The sequence below is a fragment of the Branchiibius sp. NY16-3462-2 genome, from assembly GCF_001594145.1.
GTDB lineage: Bacteria > Actinomycetota > Actinomycetes > Actinomycetales > Dermatophilaceae > Branchiibius.
Map to the genome: position 1 here is coordinate 214,304 of NZ_LVCF01000040.1, position 18,371 is coordinate 232,674.

The window sequence follows — 18,371 nt, forward strand, 5'->3', positions numbered from 1 at the left end:
CCCTATAGCGTACGGCGATCGCCGGGCTCGTCCTGTCCGTCCCGTTCCGTGCGCAGCCCCTCCCGGACCTCGTCCACGGCGATATCGGAGGCGATGGCGTCCTCGGAGAGGACCTGCGTGCCGCCGCCACCGCGGCTGTTGCGCCACAGCACGGAACCGATCACCAGGACCAGGGCCACGATGCTGATGTAGAAGCTGTACTTGGCCAGCACGCTGACGAAGTCCTTCGCCGGCTGACCGATCCGGAAGCCGAGGTACATCCACAGGCCCCGATAGAGGACCGCCGCAATGAAGTCCAGCAGCAGGAACTTGCGCAGCCGCATCCCCACGTCGCCGACGAACGCGTAGACGATGGCCGAGGGCAGGAACGGCACGAACCAGCAGGCGATCATCGCGAACGAGCCGAACCGCCGGGCCAGGTTCTCGGCGTACCGCCCGGTGCGCGCTGCCCACCGCGAACGGCCACTCATCACCTCGATCAGGTTGTGCCCCCACAACCGGCCGGCCCACCACCAGATCCAGTCGAACTTGATGGAGGTGAGGGCAGCCGCCAGCAGCCCCAGCCACCACCAGTGCGTCTCCCCCAGCGCCGCCTTCGCGCCGATGTCGACCATGGCGATGTTGGACCCGGTCACCGCGGCCAGCGCCCAGGTGTTCAGACCCAGGATGATCGGGCGCAACGGGATCATCACGATGCCGTAGACGCCCACCAACGCGATCGCCGACCAGCACCACAGTTCCTTACGGGTGGGCTTACCGCTCCAGGGCAGTTTCGGGTCGTCCCACCACTCCCGCTTGGCTGCGGGGTTCTCGCTGGTCATGCGGGACCTTCCGGATCGGAACAGATCATGTCAGGGCAGCAGCACGAGGTCATCGCGGTGCACGACCTCGCGGTGGTACTCCGGGCCGAGCGTCGCCGCCAGTTCCTTGGTGCGACGTCCGAGCAGACCCGGCAGTTCCCGGGAATCGTAAGACACCAACCCGCGAGCGACCCGGGTCCCGGCTTCGTCCACCAGATCAACGGGGTCACCGGCCGCGAAGGTTCCCTCGACGGCTTTGATCCCGGCGGGCAGCAGGGACTTGCCGCGCTGCGTCACCGCGGCCACCGCACCAGCATCCAGCACCAACCGGCCCTGGGGGGTGGTCGCGTGCGCGATCCACAACCGTCGCGCCCGGCCGCGCGCCGCGGTCGGCGCGAACGCCGTCCCCACGTCCTGCCCCGTCAGCGCCGCAGCGGCATTGGCCGCACTGGTCAGCAGCGTGGGCACGCCGGCGGACGTCGCGATCGTGGCGGCCTCCACCTTGGTGAGCATGCCGCCGGTGCCGACCCCGGTGCCTACTCCCCCGATGTCGACCCCGGCAATCGCCTCGGGTCCGGGTACGAACGGGATCCGCGCCGTACCGGGTGTCGACGGCGGACCGTCGTAAAGCGCGTCCACGTCGGACAGGAGCACCAACGCCTCCGCGTCGATCAGGTGCGCGACCAGCGCGGCGAGCCGGTCGTTGTCACCGAACCGGATCTCCTGGGTCGCGACCGTGTCGTTCTCGTTGACGATCGGCACCACGCCGAGCGCGAGCAACCGCTCCAGCGTGCGCCGAGCGTTGGTGTAGTGCCCCCGCCGCGTCACGTCGTCCGCGGTCAGCAGCACCTGCCCGGTGATGATCCCATGGGCGGAAAAAGCCCGGTCGTACGCCGCGAGCAGGGCTCCCTGCCCCACGCTGGCGGCCGCCTGCTGGGTCGCCAGATCCCGGGGGCGGCGACGCAGACCCAACGGCGTCATCCCGGTGGCGATCGCTCCGGAGGAAACCAGCACCACGCCAGAGCCGGCAGCGTGCCGCGCCGCGAGCGCCGCGACGAGCGCCTCCAGCTTCTCGGGCAGTAGCCCACCGGTCGCGCGGGTCAGCGAACTCGAGCCGACCTTGACGACCAGCGGCGAGGCACCGGCGATCCGGGCACGGACAGCCGCCGGATCGCCGTACGCCGTGTGCTCAGTCGTCGCCATCGCTCGCGTCGATCTGGGCGTCGACTTCCACGGGGTCACGGTCGGTCCACAGGCCCGCCTTGCGCTCGGCCGCCAACTCCTCGCGGGCTTCGCGTTGGGCGTCCTTGCGACCGTGGAACTGGTCGCGCTTCTCGGCGCGGGTCGGGCGGTGGGTGTCTTCCAGTCGGAGGTCGGTGCCGCGGCGGCCCAGCATCTCGGCGCCGGCCTGCATGGTCGGCTCCCAGTCGAAGACCACGGAGTTGTCCTCCGGGCCGATCAGCACGGTCGAACCGGGCACAGCGCCGGCCTTGAAGAGTTCGTCCTCCACACCGAGCCGGTTGAGCCGGTCGGCGAGGTAGCCCACGGCTTCGTCGTTGCTGAAGTCGGTCTGACGCACCCAGCGGGTGGGGCGCTCGCCAATCACCCGGAACACGTCACCGTCAGCGGTGTGCTCGACCCGGACGCGGAAGCCGGACTCGTCAACAGCCTTGGGCCGCAACACGATTCGCGGCGCGATCGCAACGGCGGATTCGATCTCGGCGCGGGCTTCCCGCACGTGCCGCGCGAGCGCGAAGGTGAGTTCGCGCAGGCCGCGGTGGGCGACGGCACTGACGATGAAGACCTCCAGGCCGCGGGCCTCCAGGTCCGGCTTGACCATCTCGGCCAGATCCAGCGCCTCGGGCACATCGGCCTTGTTGAGCACCACGATGCGGGTCCGCTCCGAGAGTGGTTTGCCCCCGAGGGTGTCGTCCGCGACGTACTCGGACAGCTCGTGCTCGATGGCGTCCAGATCGCTCATCGGGTCCCGGCCGGGTTCAAGGGTCGCGCAGTCGATGACGTGCACCAGCACCGAGCAGCGCTCGACGTGCCGCAGGAACTCCAGGCCCAGGCCCTTGCCCTGGCTGGCGCCCGGGATCAGACCGGGCACGTCGGCGATCGTGAACCGCTCCGAGCCGGCGGTGACCACCCCCAGGTTCGGCACCAGGGTCGTGAAGGGGTAGTCGGCGATCTTCGGCTTGGCCGCCGACAGCACCGACACCAGGGAGGACTTGCCCGCGCTCGGGAAGCCGATCAACGCGACATCGGCCAGAGTCTTGAGTTCCAGGACGACCTCGCGCTCGTCACCGGGCTCCCCCAGCAACGCGAAACCGGGCGCCTTGCGGCGCGGCGAGGCCAGCGCCTTGTTGCCCAGACCGCCACGGCCACCCGCGGCCACGACGTACTCCTGCCCCGGACCGACCAGGTCGGCCAGCACGTCACCACGCGCGTCCTTGACCATCGTGCCCTCGGGCACCGGCAGGATCAGGTCCTCGCCGTCGGCTCCGTTGCGCTCGTCGCCGGCGCCGGGTTTGCCGTTGGGCGCCTTGCGGTGCGGGCTGTGGTGGTAGTCCAGCAGGGTCGTGATCTGCGGGTCGGCGACCAGGATGACGCTGCCGCCCTTGCCGCCGTTGCCGCCGTCGGGACCGCCCAGCGGTTTGAACTTCTCGCGGTGCACGGAGGCAACACCGTGACCACCGCTACCGGCGGCCACGTGCAGGACAACGCGGTCGACGAAGGTGGTGGCCACGGGGATTCCTTGTCTGTAGAAACTCAGTCTGTAGAAACTCTGTAGAAACGACGGACGGGCTCGAAGTCAGCTTCGAGCCCGTCCGGTCACGGTATGCGGTAGTCGCAGGCTCAGGCGTCCTGCGGCTCCAGCGTCGCGGTGACGACGTTGATGGTCTTGCGGCCACGCTTGCTGCCGAACTCGACCGCACCGGCGGTGAGGGCGAACAGCGTGTCGTCCTTGCCACGACCGACGTTCTCGCCGGGGTGGAAGTGGGTCCCGCGCTGGCGGACGATGATCTCGCCGGCCTTGACCTGCTGACCGCCGAAACGCTTCACGCCGAGGCGCTGTGCGTTGGAGTCGCGACCGTTACGGGTGGAGGATGCACCCTTCTTGTGTGCCATAGCTACTCAGCCTTTTCTCGTGTGGTTCGCGTCGGGCCTCAGGCCTCGATCGCGGTGACCTTGACCTGGGTCAGCGGCTGGCGGTGGCCCTGACGCTTGCGGTAACCGGTCTTGTTCTTGTACTTGATGATCGTGATCTTGGGACCCTTGGTCGCCGCGACGACCTCAGCCTTCACGGTCACCTTCGCCAACTTGGCGGCGTCGCTGGTCACCTTGTCACCGTCGACCACCAGCAGCGGCTTGAGGTCGATGGTGTCGCCGGCGGACACCGCGACCTTGTCAATGGTCAGGACGTCGCCCACGGAGACCTTCTCCTGGCGACCGCCTGCGCGAACAATCGCGTACACGTCGAAACTGCCTTTCGGTTCTGGTGCACTCGCTCGGTATGACCGGCCAGTAGCTACCCCTGGTCCTCTGCATGACACAGAGAGGGACACCGGCTCGGTGGGCGCACCGACTATCTAGATTACTGGTGGGTCGCCGGTGCGGCCAAATCGTCCACGGTGCTCACGGTGGCGGCTCCGCTCGGCGGCCCGGCCGGGGCCACAACACGGGGCCGCTTCTTGCGCCGGGTGACCGGTGCGGGCTGGCTGGCGTGGACCGGTTCGGGTACGACGATCGGCTCGGCCGGCGTCGACGCCGCCTCGGGCGTCACCGCACCGGGGTCCTGGTGCTGCGGGGCGTCGATGACCGGAGCCTCGACCGCCACGTCCTGCGCCACGTCCTGCTCCGGGCCGTCTGCCGGGCTGTCACCGGTCTTCTTGGCCGCAGCGGCGTGGGCAGCAGCCGCGATCTGCGCCGCGGACGGACCGTTCGGCTTGGCCGGCTCGGTGTCCTGCTCCTGCCGGTTCTTCTTCGGCCCGTCGGAGCCGCGGCCCTTGCGCTGGCTGCGCGAGCCGTTGCTCATCCCGCCACCGTTGGCGGTGTTGGGTTTGTCGGCCGGGGTGTCGCGGATGATCACGCCACGTCCGCCGCAGTGCTCGCAGTTCTCGGAGAAGATCTCCAGCAGACCGGTGCCGACGCGCTTGCGGGTCATCTGGACCAGACCCAGTGAGGTCACCTCGGCGACCTGGTGCTTGGTGCGGTCGCGGCCCAGGCATTCCAGCAGGCGGCGCACGACCAGGTCGCGGTTGGACTCCAGCACCATGTCGATGAAGTCGACGACGATGATGCCGCCGATGTCGCGCAACCGCAGCTGCCGCACGATCTCTTCAGCAGCCTCGATGTTGTTCTTGGTGACCGTCTCCTCGAGGTTGCCGCCGGAACCGACGAACTTGCCGGTGTTGACGTCGACCACGGTCATGGCCTCGGTGCGGTCGATCACCAGGGAGCCACCAGAGGGCAGCCAGACCTTGCGGTCCAGGGCCTTGGCGAGCTGCTCATCGACCCGGTAGGTGGTGAACAGGTCGACCTCACCGGTCCACTTCTGCGCGCGCTGCGCCAGCTCGGGGGCGACGTCGTTGAGGTAGCCACTGATCCGGTCCCACTCGGTGTCCCCGGCGACGATCAGCTTGGCGAAGTCCTCGTTGAAGACGTCCCGGACCACGCGGATCGTCATGTCCGGCTCGCCGTGCAGCACGGCCGGCGCCGACGCGGTCTTGGCCTTGTGCTGGATGTGCTCCCACTCGGACTTGAGGCGCTCGACATCAGCGCGCAGATCCTCCTCGGAAGCACCCTCGGCGGCGGTCCGCACAATGACGCCAGCGTCCTCGGGCACGATCTCGCGCAGGATCTTCTTCAACCGGGCGCGTTCGACGTCCGGCAGTTTGCGGGAGATCCCCGTCATGGAGTTGCCCGGCACATAGACCAGGAAGCGGCCCGGCAGGGACACCTGCGATGTGAGCCGGGCACCCTTGTGCCCCAACGGGTCCTTGGTGACCTGCACCAGGACGGTCTCACCGGACTTCAAGGCGTGCTCAATGCGCTTGGGCTGCCCGTCCAGGCCGGCGGCGTCCCAGTTGACCTCACCGGCGTAGAGCACACCGTTGCGCCCACGGCCGATGTCCACGAACGCCGCTTCCATGCTGGGCAGCACGTTCTGGATCCGGCCCAGGTAGACGTTGCCGGCCATGGTCGCCTGCTGGGTCTCGCGGGAGACGTAGTGCTCGACCAGGACGTTGTCCTCGATGACCCCGATCTGGGTGATGCCGTCCTTCTCGCGGACCACCATGACGCGCTCGACGCTCTCGCGGCGGGCCAGGAACTCGGCCTCGGTGATCACGGTGCGGCGTCGGGAGTTCTCCCGACCCTCGCGGCGGCGCTGCTTCTTGGCCTCCAACCGGGTCGAGCCCTTGATGGAGGTGACTTCATCGCGCGCGGCGCGCACCTTCACGCCGTCCTCGTCCACCCCGCTGGCGTTGCCCCGGCGGCGACGCCGGGTGCGGCGACGGCTCGAGCCGCTCTCGTCGCCGGACTCCTCCGCGGCCTCGGGCGATTCATCGCCCGACGGCCCGCCGTCGGCCTTGTCGGTGCTCTTGTCGCTCTTGTCGGCGTTCTTGCCAGTCCGCTCGGTCTGGTCGCCCTGCTCGTTCGCCTCGGCCTCGGCGTCCTTGGCCCGGCTCCGGCGACCGCGCCCACCCCGGCGGCGGCGCGGCGTACTCGCCTCCTGGGTGTCCTCGGTCTCGGCGGGTCGGTCGCTCTCGTCCTGCGCTTGCGGAGCGTCGCTCACCGGTTCGGGTTCGGCCTCCTGCGGCTCCGGACGCGGCGGGACGCTGGCGGGGTCGGGGGCCTGGAACAACAGACCGAAGGCCGCTCCGGTGTGGGCGACGACCGGGGGCACGGCCGCCTCCGGCTCCTCGTCGTGGGAGAAGGGTGAGGTGACGGGCTCGACCTCGACGGTGGCGATCTGGATCTCCTCGACCTCGATCACGATCTCGTCGACGACCGCGTCCTCGGGTTCGGGGAGCAGTTCGGCCAGCACTACGTCGGGTTCGACCACGTCGGGTTCGGCGGCCTCAGCCTCTGGAGCGTCCGTGCCCGGCTCAGCCGCGGCGGTCTCAGCCTCGGGAGAGTCGACGACCTGTTCGTCGGACTGGTCAGGATGTTCGGCATCGAAAGGGCCCATTGGCCCTCCTTGTCATTCGGCACAAGGACGGGCCCACACCTTCCAGAGCCTGCGGCTCGCTCGTCCCCGTGGAGCGGGTGTACCCGTCACGCGCCCGAAGGCGCACGACGGAAAAAAGTCGTCTGCTACATCCCGTCAGCCCAGCTCGCGCATTGCGCGGCACCGGGAGACGCGATGCCATGCGGGTTCGCCGCTGCCAGCACCCTCCGTGACACGTCCGGTGAACCGATCGTGACGGGTGGCGGGAACGAAACGCTGCCTGCATGGGCTGCGACCGCGGTGTGGATACGGTCACGTCCGCCGACGATTATCTCACAGTTTGTGCACGCCGCGACTCACCGCGACCTGCCGTGCGCCTCCCAGTAGGGTGCTGCTTCGTGGCCAGACGTGTCCCCGAGGGCCCCGCCCCGGATCCGGCGGTGCAGAAGATGCGTCTGCAGTACGCCAAGCGGGGCCGACTGCGTTTCTCCTCCTCCCGCGACTTCCAGCGGGCCCTCGAGCGCGCGATCCGCCGGGCGGGGTTGCCGATTGCGTTCTCGGCCGGTTTCCATCCGCACCCCAAGATCAGCTACGCCAACGCGGCCCCCACCGGCGCAGCGAGTGAAGCGGAGTATTTCGAGATCGCGCTGACCCGTGAGTGCGACCCTGACCAGGTCCGCACCGATCTCGACGCCGCGCTGCCACCGGGTCTGGACATCGTGCGGGCAGTTACCGCTGGCCCGGGCGGCCTGGCCGACAGGTTGGAGGCCAGCGCATGGCAGCTGGCGTTCGCCGCTGACACCGACCTCGACGCGCTGCGATCAGCAGTGCGAACGCTGTTGGACACCCCGCAGGTCGACGTGACCCGGATGATGAAGGCCGGCCCGAAGACCTTCGACATGCGAGCGGCGCTGGTCGACGCGCAGGTGGGCGATGACGGTCAGCTGGCGATCGTCGTACGTCATCAGGCTCCGTCGATCCGACCCGATGACGTGGTGAAGGCGCTGGAGTCGGTCGCCGGGTTCCGCACGGCGCGGCCGCCCGTGGCCACCCGCCTCGCGCAAGGCCCCCTGGCGGGTACGTCGATCGGTGACCCGCTCGGTTAAGCCGGGGTGAGCAGGTCCTTGACGCAGCGCACCAGCGAAGCGTTGTCGAAAGCCCTTGTGCCATCGGGCATTTCGAGAGTGTCCTCCAGACCGATCCGCACGTCGTACCCACGCTCGATCGCCAGCTCCAGCACCGGCCAGGCGGCGCGTTCCTCCCCGTGCAGCAGCACCGGCACGCCGGGATCCTCACCGATCGCATCGATCAATGCCTGCGCAGCGGCGAGCGCGGCGGCCGCGGGCAGGTCGGCGACGATCTCCAGCAGCACGCGCAAGGATTGGTCGCGGAATGGCCAGTCCTGCCACTGCGCAACGGCTTTCGGCGTCCACAGCCCCGCCTCGATGCCGACCCCGCGCTCGAGCAACTGCTCCGCGAGGGGTACGGAGCGCACCTCGTGCCAGTTGACCGAGACGAAGTCCGGCAGGACGCTCCACTGGGCGACCTGCTGTTCGCGATCGAGCGGGTCGTCGGAGGTCCAGGCACCGGTGGTCAGGCCGATCGGGACGTCGGGCACGGCTTCGCGCAAGGCGGCGACCGTGGCGTCGACGACGTCGGGCGCCAACGTGTCGTGTCCGCGACGGTCCTTGGCGTGCACGTGCAACGCCTCGGCGCCCGCCGCGACGGATTCCTGCGCGGACTGGGCCAACTGCTCCAGAGTCACGGGCAGCTTCCAGTGCTCATGCGGCAACCGGGGACCGTTGAGGCACGCTTTCAGCACGGGCTTAGCGTGACACGTCCGAGGGCTGCTCCGTGCCGTTCAGCACCTTCTGTAACAAGACCGTCAACTGCGTCTGCTCGTCGTGGTCGAGTGCGTCCAGCAAGCGGTCCATCCGGGCGTGGCGCAATTGCCGGATCCGGGCGGCCGTGTGCTCACCCTCGTCGGTCAGCCGCACCACGGTCGCGCGCCGGTCGCTGGGGTCGGGTTCTCGGCGTACCAGACCCTTGTCCTCCAACGCATCCACCACCTCGGTCACCGACCGCGGGGCGATCCGCAACCGCTCGGCCAGCAGGCTGAGCCGGGGAGGTACGTCGATCGCGGGCTCGCCGCGCGCGGCGCCGCCCCGGGCGATGACCTCCAACGCCCGGGCGTGATGCGGTGACAAACCGAGAGGTTCGAGGTCCTCGGCAGTGGTCTTGCGCACAGTGTGCGCGCAACGCAACAGCAACTCACCGACCCGGCTGCTGTCCGATGGCTCGCTCACGGGGAAAGGGTAACTAGATCGCGTCAACGGGCACATATTCCGGCCACCACACGCTGCGCCGGACGGCCTCCACCGGATCGTCGAGGTCGTCGGCCTGGGCGATGCCCTCGGTCTTGGCGACCTGGACCAGCCCTACCGCGACGATGCTGGAGGTGCTGCGCAGGGCATCGTTCGAGGGCAGCAGCGGTGCACCGGGTGAGGCCGGTGGTGCCTGACCAGCGACGGATTCGGCTGCGGCGTGGATCATTTCGTCGCTCACCGTGGAGGCGCGGGCCACGATCGTGCCCAGTCCGAGACCCGGGTAGAGCGCGGCGTTGTTGGCCTGCGCGATCGTGTAGGTGACCCCTTTGTGCGTGACCGGATCGAACGGCGCTCCGGTGGCCACCAGTACCTTCCCCTCGGTCCACTCCAGGAGATGAGCGGGTGTGGCCTCGTGCAATTCCGTCGGATTCGACAGCGGGAAGATGATGGGGTGCTTGGTGTGCGACGCCATGTCCTTGACGATCGCCTCGGTGAACAGCCCCGGCGTCGTGGAGGTTCCGATCAGGATCGTGGGCTTGACCGCGCTCACCACCGTGGCCAGATCGATGATGCCGCCGGCATCAATCGCTTTCTGCCGCAGCGCAGCCATCGCTGGCCAGCGGGTCAGGGTCGCCGCCATCGGCGCGACCTGGGTGCGGCGCAGGTCGCTGACCTCGTCCTCCGGCCGCGCATAGGGCTGCTGGAAGTCCAGCATGTCCTCGGACATGCTCTGCGTCAGCAGGCCGGGCAGATCCACCATCCAGATCCGGCGGGTGGCTTCGTCCTGTGGGACGCCCTCACGGACCATCTGGTCGCGGATCTGGTCGGCGATACCGCACCCGGCGGTGCCCGCGCCCACGATCACCACTCGCTGATCGGCCCAGGTCGAACCACTGCGCGGCACGGCGTTGAGCAATCCGGCCAGCACGATCGCGCCGGTGCCCTGCTGGTCGTCGTTGAAGGTAGGCATCTTGTCGCGGTAGCGGCCCAGGATCCGGCGGGCGTTGGTCGAACCGAAGTCCTCCCAGTGCAGCAGCGCTTTGGGGAAAAGGTCGCGTGCGGCAGTGACATAGGCGTCGATGAAGTCGTCGTACTCCTTACCCCTCACCCGACTGCGGCGCACGCCGACGTAGAGCGGGTCGTTGATCAGGATCTCGTTGTTGGTCCCGGCGTCGAGGATCACGGGGACCACACGGTGCGGGTCGATGCCCGCAGCGGCGGTGTAGACCGCGAGTTTGCCGATGGAGATGTCGATGCCGTTGGAGCCCCAGTCGCCGATCCCGAGGATCTCCTCCGCATCGGAGGCGACCAGCAGGTCGATGTCGTCGCCGCTCGCGCCGAACGCGGCTAGCCGATCGTGGATCTGGTCGACGGCGTCGATCGAGAGGTACACACCGCGCGGACGGGCGATCACCTCGGAGTACTTCTTGATGGCCTCGCCGACGACCGGGTCGTAGACCACCGGCAGCATCTCCATCAGGTGACGCTGCAGCAGGGCGTAGAACAGCGTCACGTCGTTGTCGTGCAGATCCCACATGTAGATGTGTTTGGCCAGGTCCGTGGGTTGGGACAGGTAGCCGGCGTAGGAACGGGTCAGCTGCGGCTCCATGGTGGGGGTGATGACCGGTGGCAGCAGACCGTTCAGATCCAGGGCGGCGCGCTCTTCCTGCGTGAACGAGGTGCCCTTGTTCAGGGCGGGATCGCGAAGCACCTCATAGCCGCGCGCCTCGGTCTGGAACCGCCGCCGGCCGGATGCGTCGTGGACGGAATGCGCTTGCCTGGAGAACATCAAGACCCCTCGGTAGGTGTGCGTTCTCCTGCAACCTAGCGGTGGAAACCGACGGGGAGGGGAATGCTGCTCCCAGTTGTGGTGTTACATCATTGTGAGGTAACCTCACTAACGTCGGTCGAGAGCAGCGATGCCCGACCCCCTCAGACTTTCTCCGACTTTCCGGACCTACTCAAGGAGGCTGATGCCCTATGGCAGCAGGACCCAACCCCGGAGCCATGTCCAGCGGATTCGCCACCATACGCGGCGGCGGACCCGGATTCATGCCCACCAAGCGCAGCGCCGCTGATCTGACCCAACTTGAAGAACATCCAGTGTCCAAGCGTCGGATCGTGGCCATGTTCGCGCCGCACCGCGGTGCGTTGGCCGTCATCACGGCCCTCATCGTCGCCACGTCGGTCATCGGCCTGGCCACACCCTTCCTGACCCGCCGCATCATCGATGAGGCCATCCCCCACCAGAAGGTGTCGTTGCTGGTGACGCTGGTCGTCGCGATGATCGTGGTGGTCGTCATCACCCAGGCGCTGAGCGTCGTCCAGACCTATCTGTCGACCAACGTCGGACAGCAGGTGATGCACGGCCTGCGCACCCAGTTGTTCACCCACCTGCAGCGGATGCCGTTGTCCTTCTTCACCCGCACCCGTGGCGGGGAATTGCAGTCGCGACTGACCAACGACATCAACGCGATGCAGGGCGTCATCACCAACACCGCGACCTCGATCGCCACGAACGTCACCACTGCGGTCGCCACCGCGATCGCCATGGTCGCCCTGTCCTGGCGACTGTCGCTGCTCTCGCTGATCATTTTGCCGCCCGCCATCTGGGGCACCCGCCGGGTCGCCCGGATCCGCCGCAAGATCCAGACCCGCGCGCAGCGGGCACAGGCCGATCTGCAGACCCAGATCGAGGAGTCGCTGTCGGTCAGCGGGGTGATGCTCAGCAAGTCTTTGGCCTCCGGTCCCGCTCTGGCACAACGCTTTACCGGCACCTCCAAGGAGATGACCGGCTACGAGGTCGAGTCGCAGATGGCCGGCCGCTGGCAGATGGGCACGATGGCCATCATCTTCGCCACCATCCCCGCGCTGATCTACCTGATCGCCGGGCTGCCCGCCACCAGCGGCGGTATGACCATCGGAACCCTGGTGGCCTTCACCGCGCTGCAGGCCGCGATCTTCCGTCCGATCATGGGCGTGCTCAATGTCGGCGCCGACGTGGTGACCTCGATGGCTTTGTTCTCAAGGGTTTTCGAATACCTGGACATGCCGGTGGAGATCGACGACCCCGCCTCCCCGGTTGTTGTCGACCCTCTGACAGCGCACGGTTCGGTCACCTTCCGTGACGTGTCGTTCCGCTACCCCGACGCGGACCGCAACGCGCTCAGCGACATCTCGTTGAGCATCCCGGCGGGTGCTTCGGTCGCGCTGGTCGGGGCCACCGGATCGGGCAAGTCGACTCTGGCGTCATTGGTTTCGCGACTGCAGGACCCATCCTCAGGGTCGGTGGCGATCGACGGTGTCGACCTGCGCGACATGACCCTGGGCAACGTGGCCTCCCTGGTCGGTGTCGTCGCCCAGGACACCTATCTTCTGCACACCACGATCAAGGAGAACCTGCGCTATGCCCGCGAGGACGCCACCGACGAGCAGATCGTCGCCGCGGCCCGCGCGGCCCAGGTGCACGACCTCATCGTGTCCCTGCCGGACGGCTACGACACCGTGGTCGGCGCTCGCGGGTACCGGTTCTCCGGAGGTGAGAAGCAGCGAATCGCGTTGGCCCGCACCATTCTTCGCGACCCGCGCATCCTTGTCCTTGACGAAGCCACCTCGGCCCTGGACAACGCCACCGAGCGAGCAGTGCAAGATGCCCTCGACGTACTGAGTCTGGATCGCACGACGCTCACCATCGCCCACCGGTTGTCCACGGTGCGCAACTCGGATCTGATCGTCGTACTCGATGGCGGACGGATCGCCGAGCAGGGCACGCACGATGAGCTGATGGCCCGTGATAGCCGGTACGCCGCGCTGGTCCGCGCGCAGGACCGGCTCACCGAAGACCTGGTGATGTGACCTTCTGACCACCCCCGGCGCCCCCTTCCCCACGTTTGGTCTGCTTCCCCACTTTTGGAACGGGATTCACCTCCCAGCAGCGCCCGGTTCAGGTGGTGGGTGCAACACGAACCGTGGAGGTTGTGTTGCGAGATTTGTCTGCAGAGCGTCGTCGGGCGTTGCGGTTGTTGTCGCAGGGTATGAGCGCTGAGCAGGTCGCGCGTGGTGTGGGCGTGAGTTATTCCACGGTGCGTTCGTGGGCCAAGCTGGCCGGTATGACGCTGATTCTGGGACGCCATGGCGGAGCGGCCGGGGTGAGCAAACCAGCGCCCGTGGCTGGTCCGTGGACTGATGAGCTGGGCCGGTTGAACGACCAGGCACCGGTGCTGATCCATCTGCGGCTGAACGAGCGGGTCAGCCTGGCCAAGATCGCGACCGAACTGGGAGTGCACCGCAGCACGGTGTGGCGGGAAGTCGCTCGGGGACGAGATCCTCATGATGGGTCGTATCGGGCCCGCCAAGCCACCGCGGCTGCCCGGGCTCGCCGGCGTCGCCCGCGGGCCTGCAAACTGGGCCCGGGAACTCCGCTGCGCGCTGAGGTGGTGCGGTTGCTCACGGAGCGGTTCTCCCCTGAGCAGATCGAAGCGGAGCTATTGATCCAGTTCCCAGACCGCGACGATATGCACGTGAGTTACGAAACGATCTACCAGGCGTTGTACGTGCAGGGAAAAGGATCACTGCGCCAAGAACTGCTGGTGGAGAAAGCGTTACGGACCGGGCGGTCCCGGCGCCGACCCCGCTCGAACCTGCCCCCGCGGGCCAGTAACCGCTCCTGGATCGGGCAAGAGGCGATGATCACCGAACGCCCCGCGGAGGTGGCTGATCGTGCCGTGCCTGGGCACTGGGAAGGGGACCTGGTCATCGGTACCGGTGGGTCCTCCGCGTTGATCACCCTGGTGGAACGCAGCACGCGGTACGTGCTGATCCGCCGGTTACCGCTGACCCATGACTCGGCCACGGTCGCGCATCAACTCACGGCGATGATGCGCGACCTGCCCGCCTCGCTGCGTAAGACCGTGACCTGGGACCAGGGAGCCGAGATGGCCCGGCACGCCGAGTTCACCCTGGCCACCAACTGCCAGGTGTTCTTCTGCGACCCGCACTCACCCTGGCAACGCGGCAGCAATGAGAACACCAACGGCCTGATCCGGGATTTCTACCCCAAATCGACCGACTTCGCCGCCGTCAGCGACGAGCAGATCGCCGAGATGCAACGCCTGCTGAACATCCGACCCCGCAAGACCCTCGGCTGGGCCAAACCAGCCAATATGCTCAACGAAATACTCAGCGTTGCACCCACCACTTGAATCCGCCAGCCGCTTCAGGTGAATTCCGTTCCAAAAGTCGCGACGGCCGAGGTCACACCACCGTTAGCGGCAGCAGCTTCTTGCCGGTCGGGCCGATCTGGATGTCGGTACCCATCTGCGGACAGACGCCGCAGTCGAAGCACGGGGTCCACCGGCAGTCATCGACCTCGGTCTCATCCAGCGCGTCCTGCCAGTCGTCCCAGAGCCACTCCTTGTCCAGACCGGAGTCCAGGTGGTCCCACGGCAGAACTTCGTGCTCGTCGCGCTCGCGCGTGGTGTACCAGTTCGCATCGACCGATTGACCCTCGAAAACCGTTGCAGCAGCGGCCATCCAGCGCTCGTAGGAGAAGTGCTCGCTCCACCCGTCGAACCGGCCACCGGCACGCCACACGGCCTCGATCACGTCACCGACCCGGCGGTCACCCCGGGACAACAGTCCTTCGACGATGCCGGGCTGCCCGTCGTGATAGCGCATCCCGATCGAGGAGCCGTAGCGCTTGTCGGCCCGGATCGTGTCCCGCAACTTGATCAGCCGCGCATCGGTCTCCTCCGCCGACAACTGACCGCACCACTGGAACGGGGTGTGCGGCTTGGGCACGAAGCCGCCGATGGAGACGGTGCACCGGATGTCGCGGCGACCGCTGACCTGGCGACCGGTCTCGATGACGCGACGGGCCAGGTCGGCGATCTGCAGTACGTCCTCGTCGGTCTCGGTCGGCAGACCACACATGAAGTACAACTTCACCTGCCGCCACCCGGCGGAATAGGCCGCGGCGACCGTGTTGATCAGGTCGTCCTCGGTCACCATCTTGTTGATGACCTTGCGGATCCGCTCCGAGCCGCCTTCGGGTGCGAACGTGAGACCAGATCGACGTCCGCCGCGAGTCAGCTCGTTGGCCAGGTCGATGTTGAACGCGTCCACCCGGGTCGACGGCAGTGAGAGACCGGTCTGCGTCCCCTCGTACCGGTCCGCAAGCCCCTTGGCGATATCCCCGATCTCGGAGTGGTCGGCCGAGGACAGCGACAGCAGACCGACCTCCTCGAAGCCGGTCGCCGCGAGCCCTCGTGACACCATCTCGCCGATCCCGGTGATCGAGCGCTCGCGCACCGGACGGGTGATCATCCCCGCCTGGCAGAAGCGGCAACCACGGGTGCAGCCCCGGAAGATCTCCACCGACATCCGCTCGTGCACCGTCTCGGCCAGCGGCACGAGCGGCTGCTTGGGGTAGGCCCACTCATCCAGGTTCATCACGGTGTGCTTCGACACGCGCCATGGGACCCCCGACAGGTCCGGATCGGACGACGGTGCCACACGCTGGATGCGTCCGTCCGGCAGGTAGGACACGTCGTAGAACGCCGGCACGTAGACACCACCCGAGCGGGCCAGCGACAGCAGGAGTGCGCGACGTCCGCCCGGGCGACCGGCGGTTTTCCATTGCTGCACAAGCGAAGTCACCGCCAGCACCGCTTCTTCACCGTCACCGACGATCGCCGCGTCGATGAAGGAAGCAATGGGCTCGGGGTTGAACGCCGCGTGCCCGCCGGCAATCACGATCGGGTCGTCCTCGCCACGGGAAGCTGCGTGCAGCGGGATCCCCGCCAGGTCGAGGGCGGTGAGCATGTTGGTGTAGCCGAGTTCGGTGGAGAACGACAGGCCGAACACGTCGAAGTCGCGCACCGGCCGATGGGCATCGACGGTGAACTGGGGGACGCCCGCGGACCGCATGGCCTCCTCCATGTCCGGCCACACGGCGTACGTGCGCTCGGCCAAGGCACCCGGCTGCTCGTTGAGCACTTCGTACAGGATCATCACGCCCTGGTTGGGCAGCCCGACCTCGTAGGCGTCGGGGTACATCAACACCCCCCGGACGGTCAGTTCCTGCCCGTCGGGACCGAAACCGCCGCAGTCCCAGTCCTTGATGGTCGAGTTCAACTCGCCACCGACGTACTGGATCGGCTTGCTCACCCGCTCCAGGAGCGGTTCGAGGTCTGTGAAGATCGACTCCCCTGCCATAGCGACAAGGGTAGGCGGCTCAGTCGGTGTAGAGGGAATCCAACTGATCCTTGTACTTCTTGATGACCACCTTGCGCTTGACCTTCAGGCTGGGGGTGACCTCGCCGTCCTCGACGCTCAGATCGCGCGGCAGGATGATGAAGCGCTTGATCTGCTCCCACCGACCAAGGTCACCATTGAGCTTGTCCACGTAGCCCTGGACCAGGTCGCGCGCCTGCTGGGACATGACGACGTCGTGGTAGTCGCCGGGCACCTCGTTGCTGGCCGCCCACTCCATGATCGCTTCCTCGTCCAGCGTGATCAGCGCGGACACGAACTTGCGGCTCTCCCCCTCGACCACCAACTGCGACACGTAGGGGCAGATACCTTTGAACCGGGCCTCCAGAGCGCCCGGGGCGACGTACTTGCCGTTGGAGGTCTTGAACAGGTCCTTCTTGCGGTCGGTGATCTTCAGCTGACCGGTCGGCAGCAACTCGCCGATGTCACCGGTGTGCAGCCAGCCGTCGATCAGCACCTCGGCGGTCGCCTCGGGCAGATCCTTGTAGCCGGCCATGACGCCGCCACCCTTGATCAGCACCTCACCGTCCTCGGCGATCCGGTACGTCGTGCCCGGCAGGGGCGGGCCGACCGTCCCGATCTTGTTGCTGGACGGCAGGTTCACACCCGCGGCAGCCGTGGTCTCGGTCAGTCCGTATCCCTCGAGGATCGGCACGCCCAGACCGTCGAACCAGCGGGCCACGTCGGTGTTGAGCGCGGCCGAGCCGGAGATGAAGAAGCGGACCCGCCCCCCGAGCAGGGTGCGGATGTTCGACAGGACCAGTCGATCGCCCACGGCGTGCTGCGCGGCCAGCACCGGGGATACCTTCCCGCCGTCCTCGCGGGCGGCCGACACCTTGCGCGCGTTGTCCGATGCCCAGTGGAACAGCTTGGCCTTCACGCCACCCGCGGAGTCGACGGTGGTGCTGACCTTGCCGTAGACCTTCTCGAAGATCCGTGGCGCCGCGCCCATCCAGGTGGGGCGGATCACCGACAGGTTCTCCACGATCTTGTCGGGACGGCCGTCGACGGCCGTCTCCATCCCGATCCGCACGGCCAGGCTCAGCAGCATCTTGCCGAAGACGTGGGCCAGCGGCAGCCACAGATATTGCACGTCGTCCGCGTGCAGGAGGTCGAGTTGCTCGACCGCGACAGACTCGTAGGTCCAGCACGAGTGCGGCAGCAGGACGCCCTTGGGCCGGCCCGTGGTGCCCGAGGTGTAGATCAACGTCGCGAGCGCATCGGGAGTGATCCCGGCCAGGCGCTCGTCGAGCACATCGGGGTGCTCGGCCAGGTATTCGGCACCCATCGCCGACAGATCGGCCAGGCTCATCACCCAGTCGGTGTCGGCCTTGCCATCGAAGGTGACCACTTTGCTGACACCGGGTACGGCGTCCCGGCCTTCCAGCAGCAACTGGACCAGGGTGTCGTTCTCGGCGAAGACGACGCTGCTCTCGGAGTCGTTCACGATGAACCGCACGTCGTCCTGGGTGCTGGTCGGGTAGATCGTCGTCGTCGCCGCACCGGCCCACATGGCCGCCAGGTCGACCAAGACCCATTCGATGCGGGTTGACGAGGCCAGTGAGATCCGGCCCTGCGGTTCAACGCCGAGGGCGACCAGACCAGCAGCCAGGTCGCGGACCTTATCGGCCGTCTGGGCCCAGGTCAGCTTGACCCAGTCATCGCCTTCGGGATACCGGTACGCCGGCGCGTCGGGGGTGGCGGCCACCCGCTCCAGGAACATGTGGGCGATGGACCGCGGCTGGTCGAGCGCGGTCTCCTCCGCAGTGAGGGACGTCATACGCCCCATGATACGCA

General features: G+C 67.6%; 14 protein-coding genes. 3 read left to right on the plus strand and 11 right to left on the minus strand.

From position 1 onward, the window contains the following. Positions 1–2: 2 nt before the first annotated feature. From AZH51_RS14525 to AZH51_RS14550, 6 genes are all read right to left on the minus strand, one after another. A complete protein-coding gene (locus tag AZH51_RS14525) occupies positions 3–821 on the minus strand; it encodes a VTT domain-containing protein (protein WP_291525502.1) in 819 nt (272 codons plus the stop codon). Between the two features lie 30 nt (positions 822–851). Continuing rightward, positions 852–2,003: a glutamate 5-kinase gene (gene proB, locus AZH51_RS14530; RefSeq protein WP_291525504.1), complete on the minus strand. Its 1,152-nt coding sequence runs from the start codon at positions 2,001–2,003 to the stop codon at positions 852–854. Further along, entirely contained in the window at positions 1,990–3,549 is a 1,560-nt protein-coding gene (gene obgE, locus AZH51_RS14535) for a GTPase ObgE (protein ID WP_291525506.1), read from the minus strand. Before obgE ends, proB begins: the two co-directional genes overlap by 14 nt. A 110-nt stretch (positions 3,550–3,659) precedes the next feature. Next, on the minus strand, positions 3,660–3,932 hold the full coding sequence (gene rpmA / locus AZH51_RS14540) for a 50S ribosomal protein L27 (protein WP_291525508.1): 273 nt from the start codon (positions 3,930–3,932) through the stop codon (positions 3,660–3,662). A 38-nt stretch (positions 3,933–3,970) separates the two neighbouring features. Beyond that, positions 3,971–4,279 carry a 50S ribosomal protein L21 gene (gene rplU / locus AZH51_RS14545; RefSeq protein WP_291525510.1) on the minus strand — a complete coding sequence of 103 codons (309 nt, stop codon included), beginning with the start codon at positions 4,277–4,279 and terminating at the stop codon, positions 3,971–3,973. 119 nt (positions 4,280–4,398) lie between these two features. Continuing rightward, positions 4,399–6,996: an Rne/Rng family ribonuclease gene (locus tag AZH51_RS14550; protein WP_291525512.1), complete on the minus strand. Its 2,598-nt coding sequence runs from the start codon at positions 6,994–6,996 to the stop codon at positions 4,399–4,401. A 377-nt stretch (positions 6,997–7,373) separates the two neighbouring features. On the opposite strand from AZH51_RS14550, the gene AZH51_RS14555 reads away from it, so the two are divergent. After that, positions 7,374–8,081: a TIGR03936 family radical SAM-associated protein gene (locus AZH51_RS14555; protein ID WP_291525514.1), complete on the plus strand. Its 708-nt coding sequence runs from the start codon at positions 7,374–7,376 to the stop codon at positions 8,079–8,081. Here the strand turns inward: AZH51_RS14555 and AZH51_RS14560 are convergent. Genes AZH51_RS14560 through AZH51_RS14570 form a run of 3 tightly spaced genes read right to left on the minus strand, consistent with a single transcriptional unit; the run spans position 8,078 to position 11,091 of the window. Then, positions 8,078–8,797 carry a 3-keto-5-aminohexanoate cleavage protein gene (locus AZH51_RS14560; protein ID WP_291525515.1) on the minus strand — a complete coding sequence of 240 codons (720 nt, stop codon included), beginning with the start codon at positions 8,795–8,797 and terminating at the stop codon, positions 8,078–8,080. The two genes, AZH51_RS14555 and AZH51_RS14560, sit on opposite strands and share 4 nt — an antisense overlap. A gap of 4 nt (positions 8,798–8,801) precedes the next feature. Beyond that, the gene (locus AZH51_RS14565) at positions 8,802–9,281 is read right to left on the minus strand and encodes a MarR family winged helix-turn-helix transcriptional regulator (protein WP_291525517.1); all 480 of its coding nucleotides are present in this window, start codon (positions 9,279–9,281) and stop codon (positions 8,802–8,804) included. Positions 9,282–9,294: 13 nt separating this feature from the next. After that, entirely contained in the window at positions 9,295–11,091 is a 1,797-nt protein-coding gene (locus AZH51_RS14570) for an NAD-dependent malic enzyme (protein WP_291525520.1), read from the minus strand. A gap of 191 nt (positions 11,092–11,282) precedes the next feature. Between AZH51_RS14570 and AZH51_RS14575 the strand changes: the two genes are divergently transcribed. Continuing rightward, positions 11,283–13,157 carry an ABC transporter ATP-binding protein gene (locus AZH51_RS14575; RefSeq protein ID WP_367188052.1) on the plus strand — a complete coding sequence of 625 codons (1,875 nt, stop codon included), beginning with the start codon at positions 11,283–11,285 and terminating at the stop codon, positions 13,155–13,157. Between the two features lie 122 nt (positions 13,158–13,279). Next, the gene (locus AZH51_RS14580; RefSeq protein ID WP_291525521.1) at positions 13,280–14,503 is read left to right on the plus strand and encodes an IS30 family transposase; all 1,224 of its coding nucleotides are present in this window, start codon (positions 13,280–13,282) and stop codon (positions 14,501–14,503) included. 52 nt (positions 14,504–14,555) lie between these two features. On the opposite strand, the gene AZH51_RS14585 is transcribed toward AZH51_RS14580, so the two are convergent. Then, positions 14,556–16,517 (minus strand): TIGR03960 family B12-binding radical SAM protein, encoded by a 1,962-nt coding sequence (locus tag AZH51_RS14585; protein WP_291525523.1) that lies wholly within the window; start codon positions 16,515–16,517, stop codon positions 14,556–14,558. A 19-nt stretch (positions 16,518–16,536) separates the two neighbouring features. After that, positions 16,537–18,354 carry a long-chain fatty acid--CoA ligase gene (locus AZH51_RS14590; RefSeq protein WP_291525525.1) on the minus strand — a complete coding sequence of 606 codons (1,818 nt, stop codon included), beginning with the start codon at positions 18,352–18,354 and terminating at the stop codon, positions 16,537–16,539. Positions 18,355–18,371 lie beyond the last annotated feature (17 nt).

Bases quoted from the DNA above. Each gene is read 5' to 3' on its own strand.
- AZH51_RS14585 (WP_291525523.1), bottom strand. From the start codon at position 16,517: ATGGCAGGGGAGTCGATCTTCACAGACCTCGAACCGCTCCTGGAGCGG.
- rpmA (WP_291525508.1), bottom strand. From the start codon at position 3,932: ATGGCACACAAGAAGGGTGCATCCTCCACCCGTAACGGTCGCGACTCC.
- AZH51_RS14570 (WP_291525520.1), bottom strand. From the start codon at position 11,091: ATGTTCTCCAGGCAAGCGCATTCCGTCCACGACGCATCCGGCCGGCGG.
- AZH51_RS14525 (WP_291525502.1), bottom strand. From the start codon at position 821: ATGACCAGCGAGAACCCCGCAGCCAAGCGGGAGTGGTGGGACGACCCG.
- AZH51_RS14575 (WP_367188052.1), top strand. From the start codon at position 11,283: ATGGCAGCAGGACCCAACCCCGGAGCCATGTCCAGCGGATTCGCCACC.
- proB (WP_291525504.1), bottom strand. From the start codon at position 2,003: ATGGCGACGACTGAGCACACGGCGTACGGCGATCCGGCGGCTGTCCGT.
- AZH51_RS14590 (WP_291525525.1), bottom strand. From the start codon at position 18,354: ATGACGTCCCTCACTGCGGAGGAGACCGCGCTCGACCAGCCGCGGTCC.
- AZH51_RS14550 (WP_291525512.1), bottom strand. From the start codon at position 6,996: ATGGGCCCTTTCGATGCCGAACATCCTGACCAGTCCGACGAACAGGTC.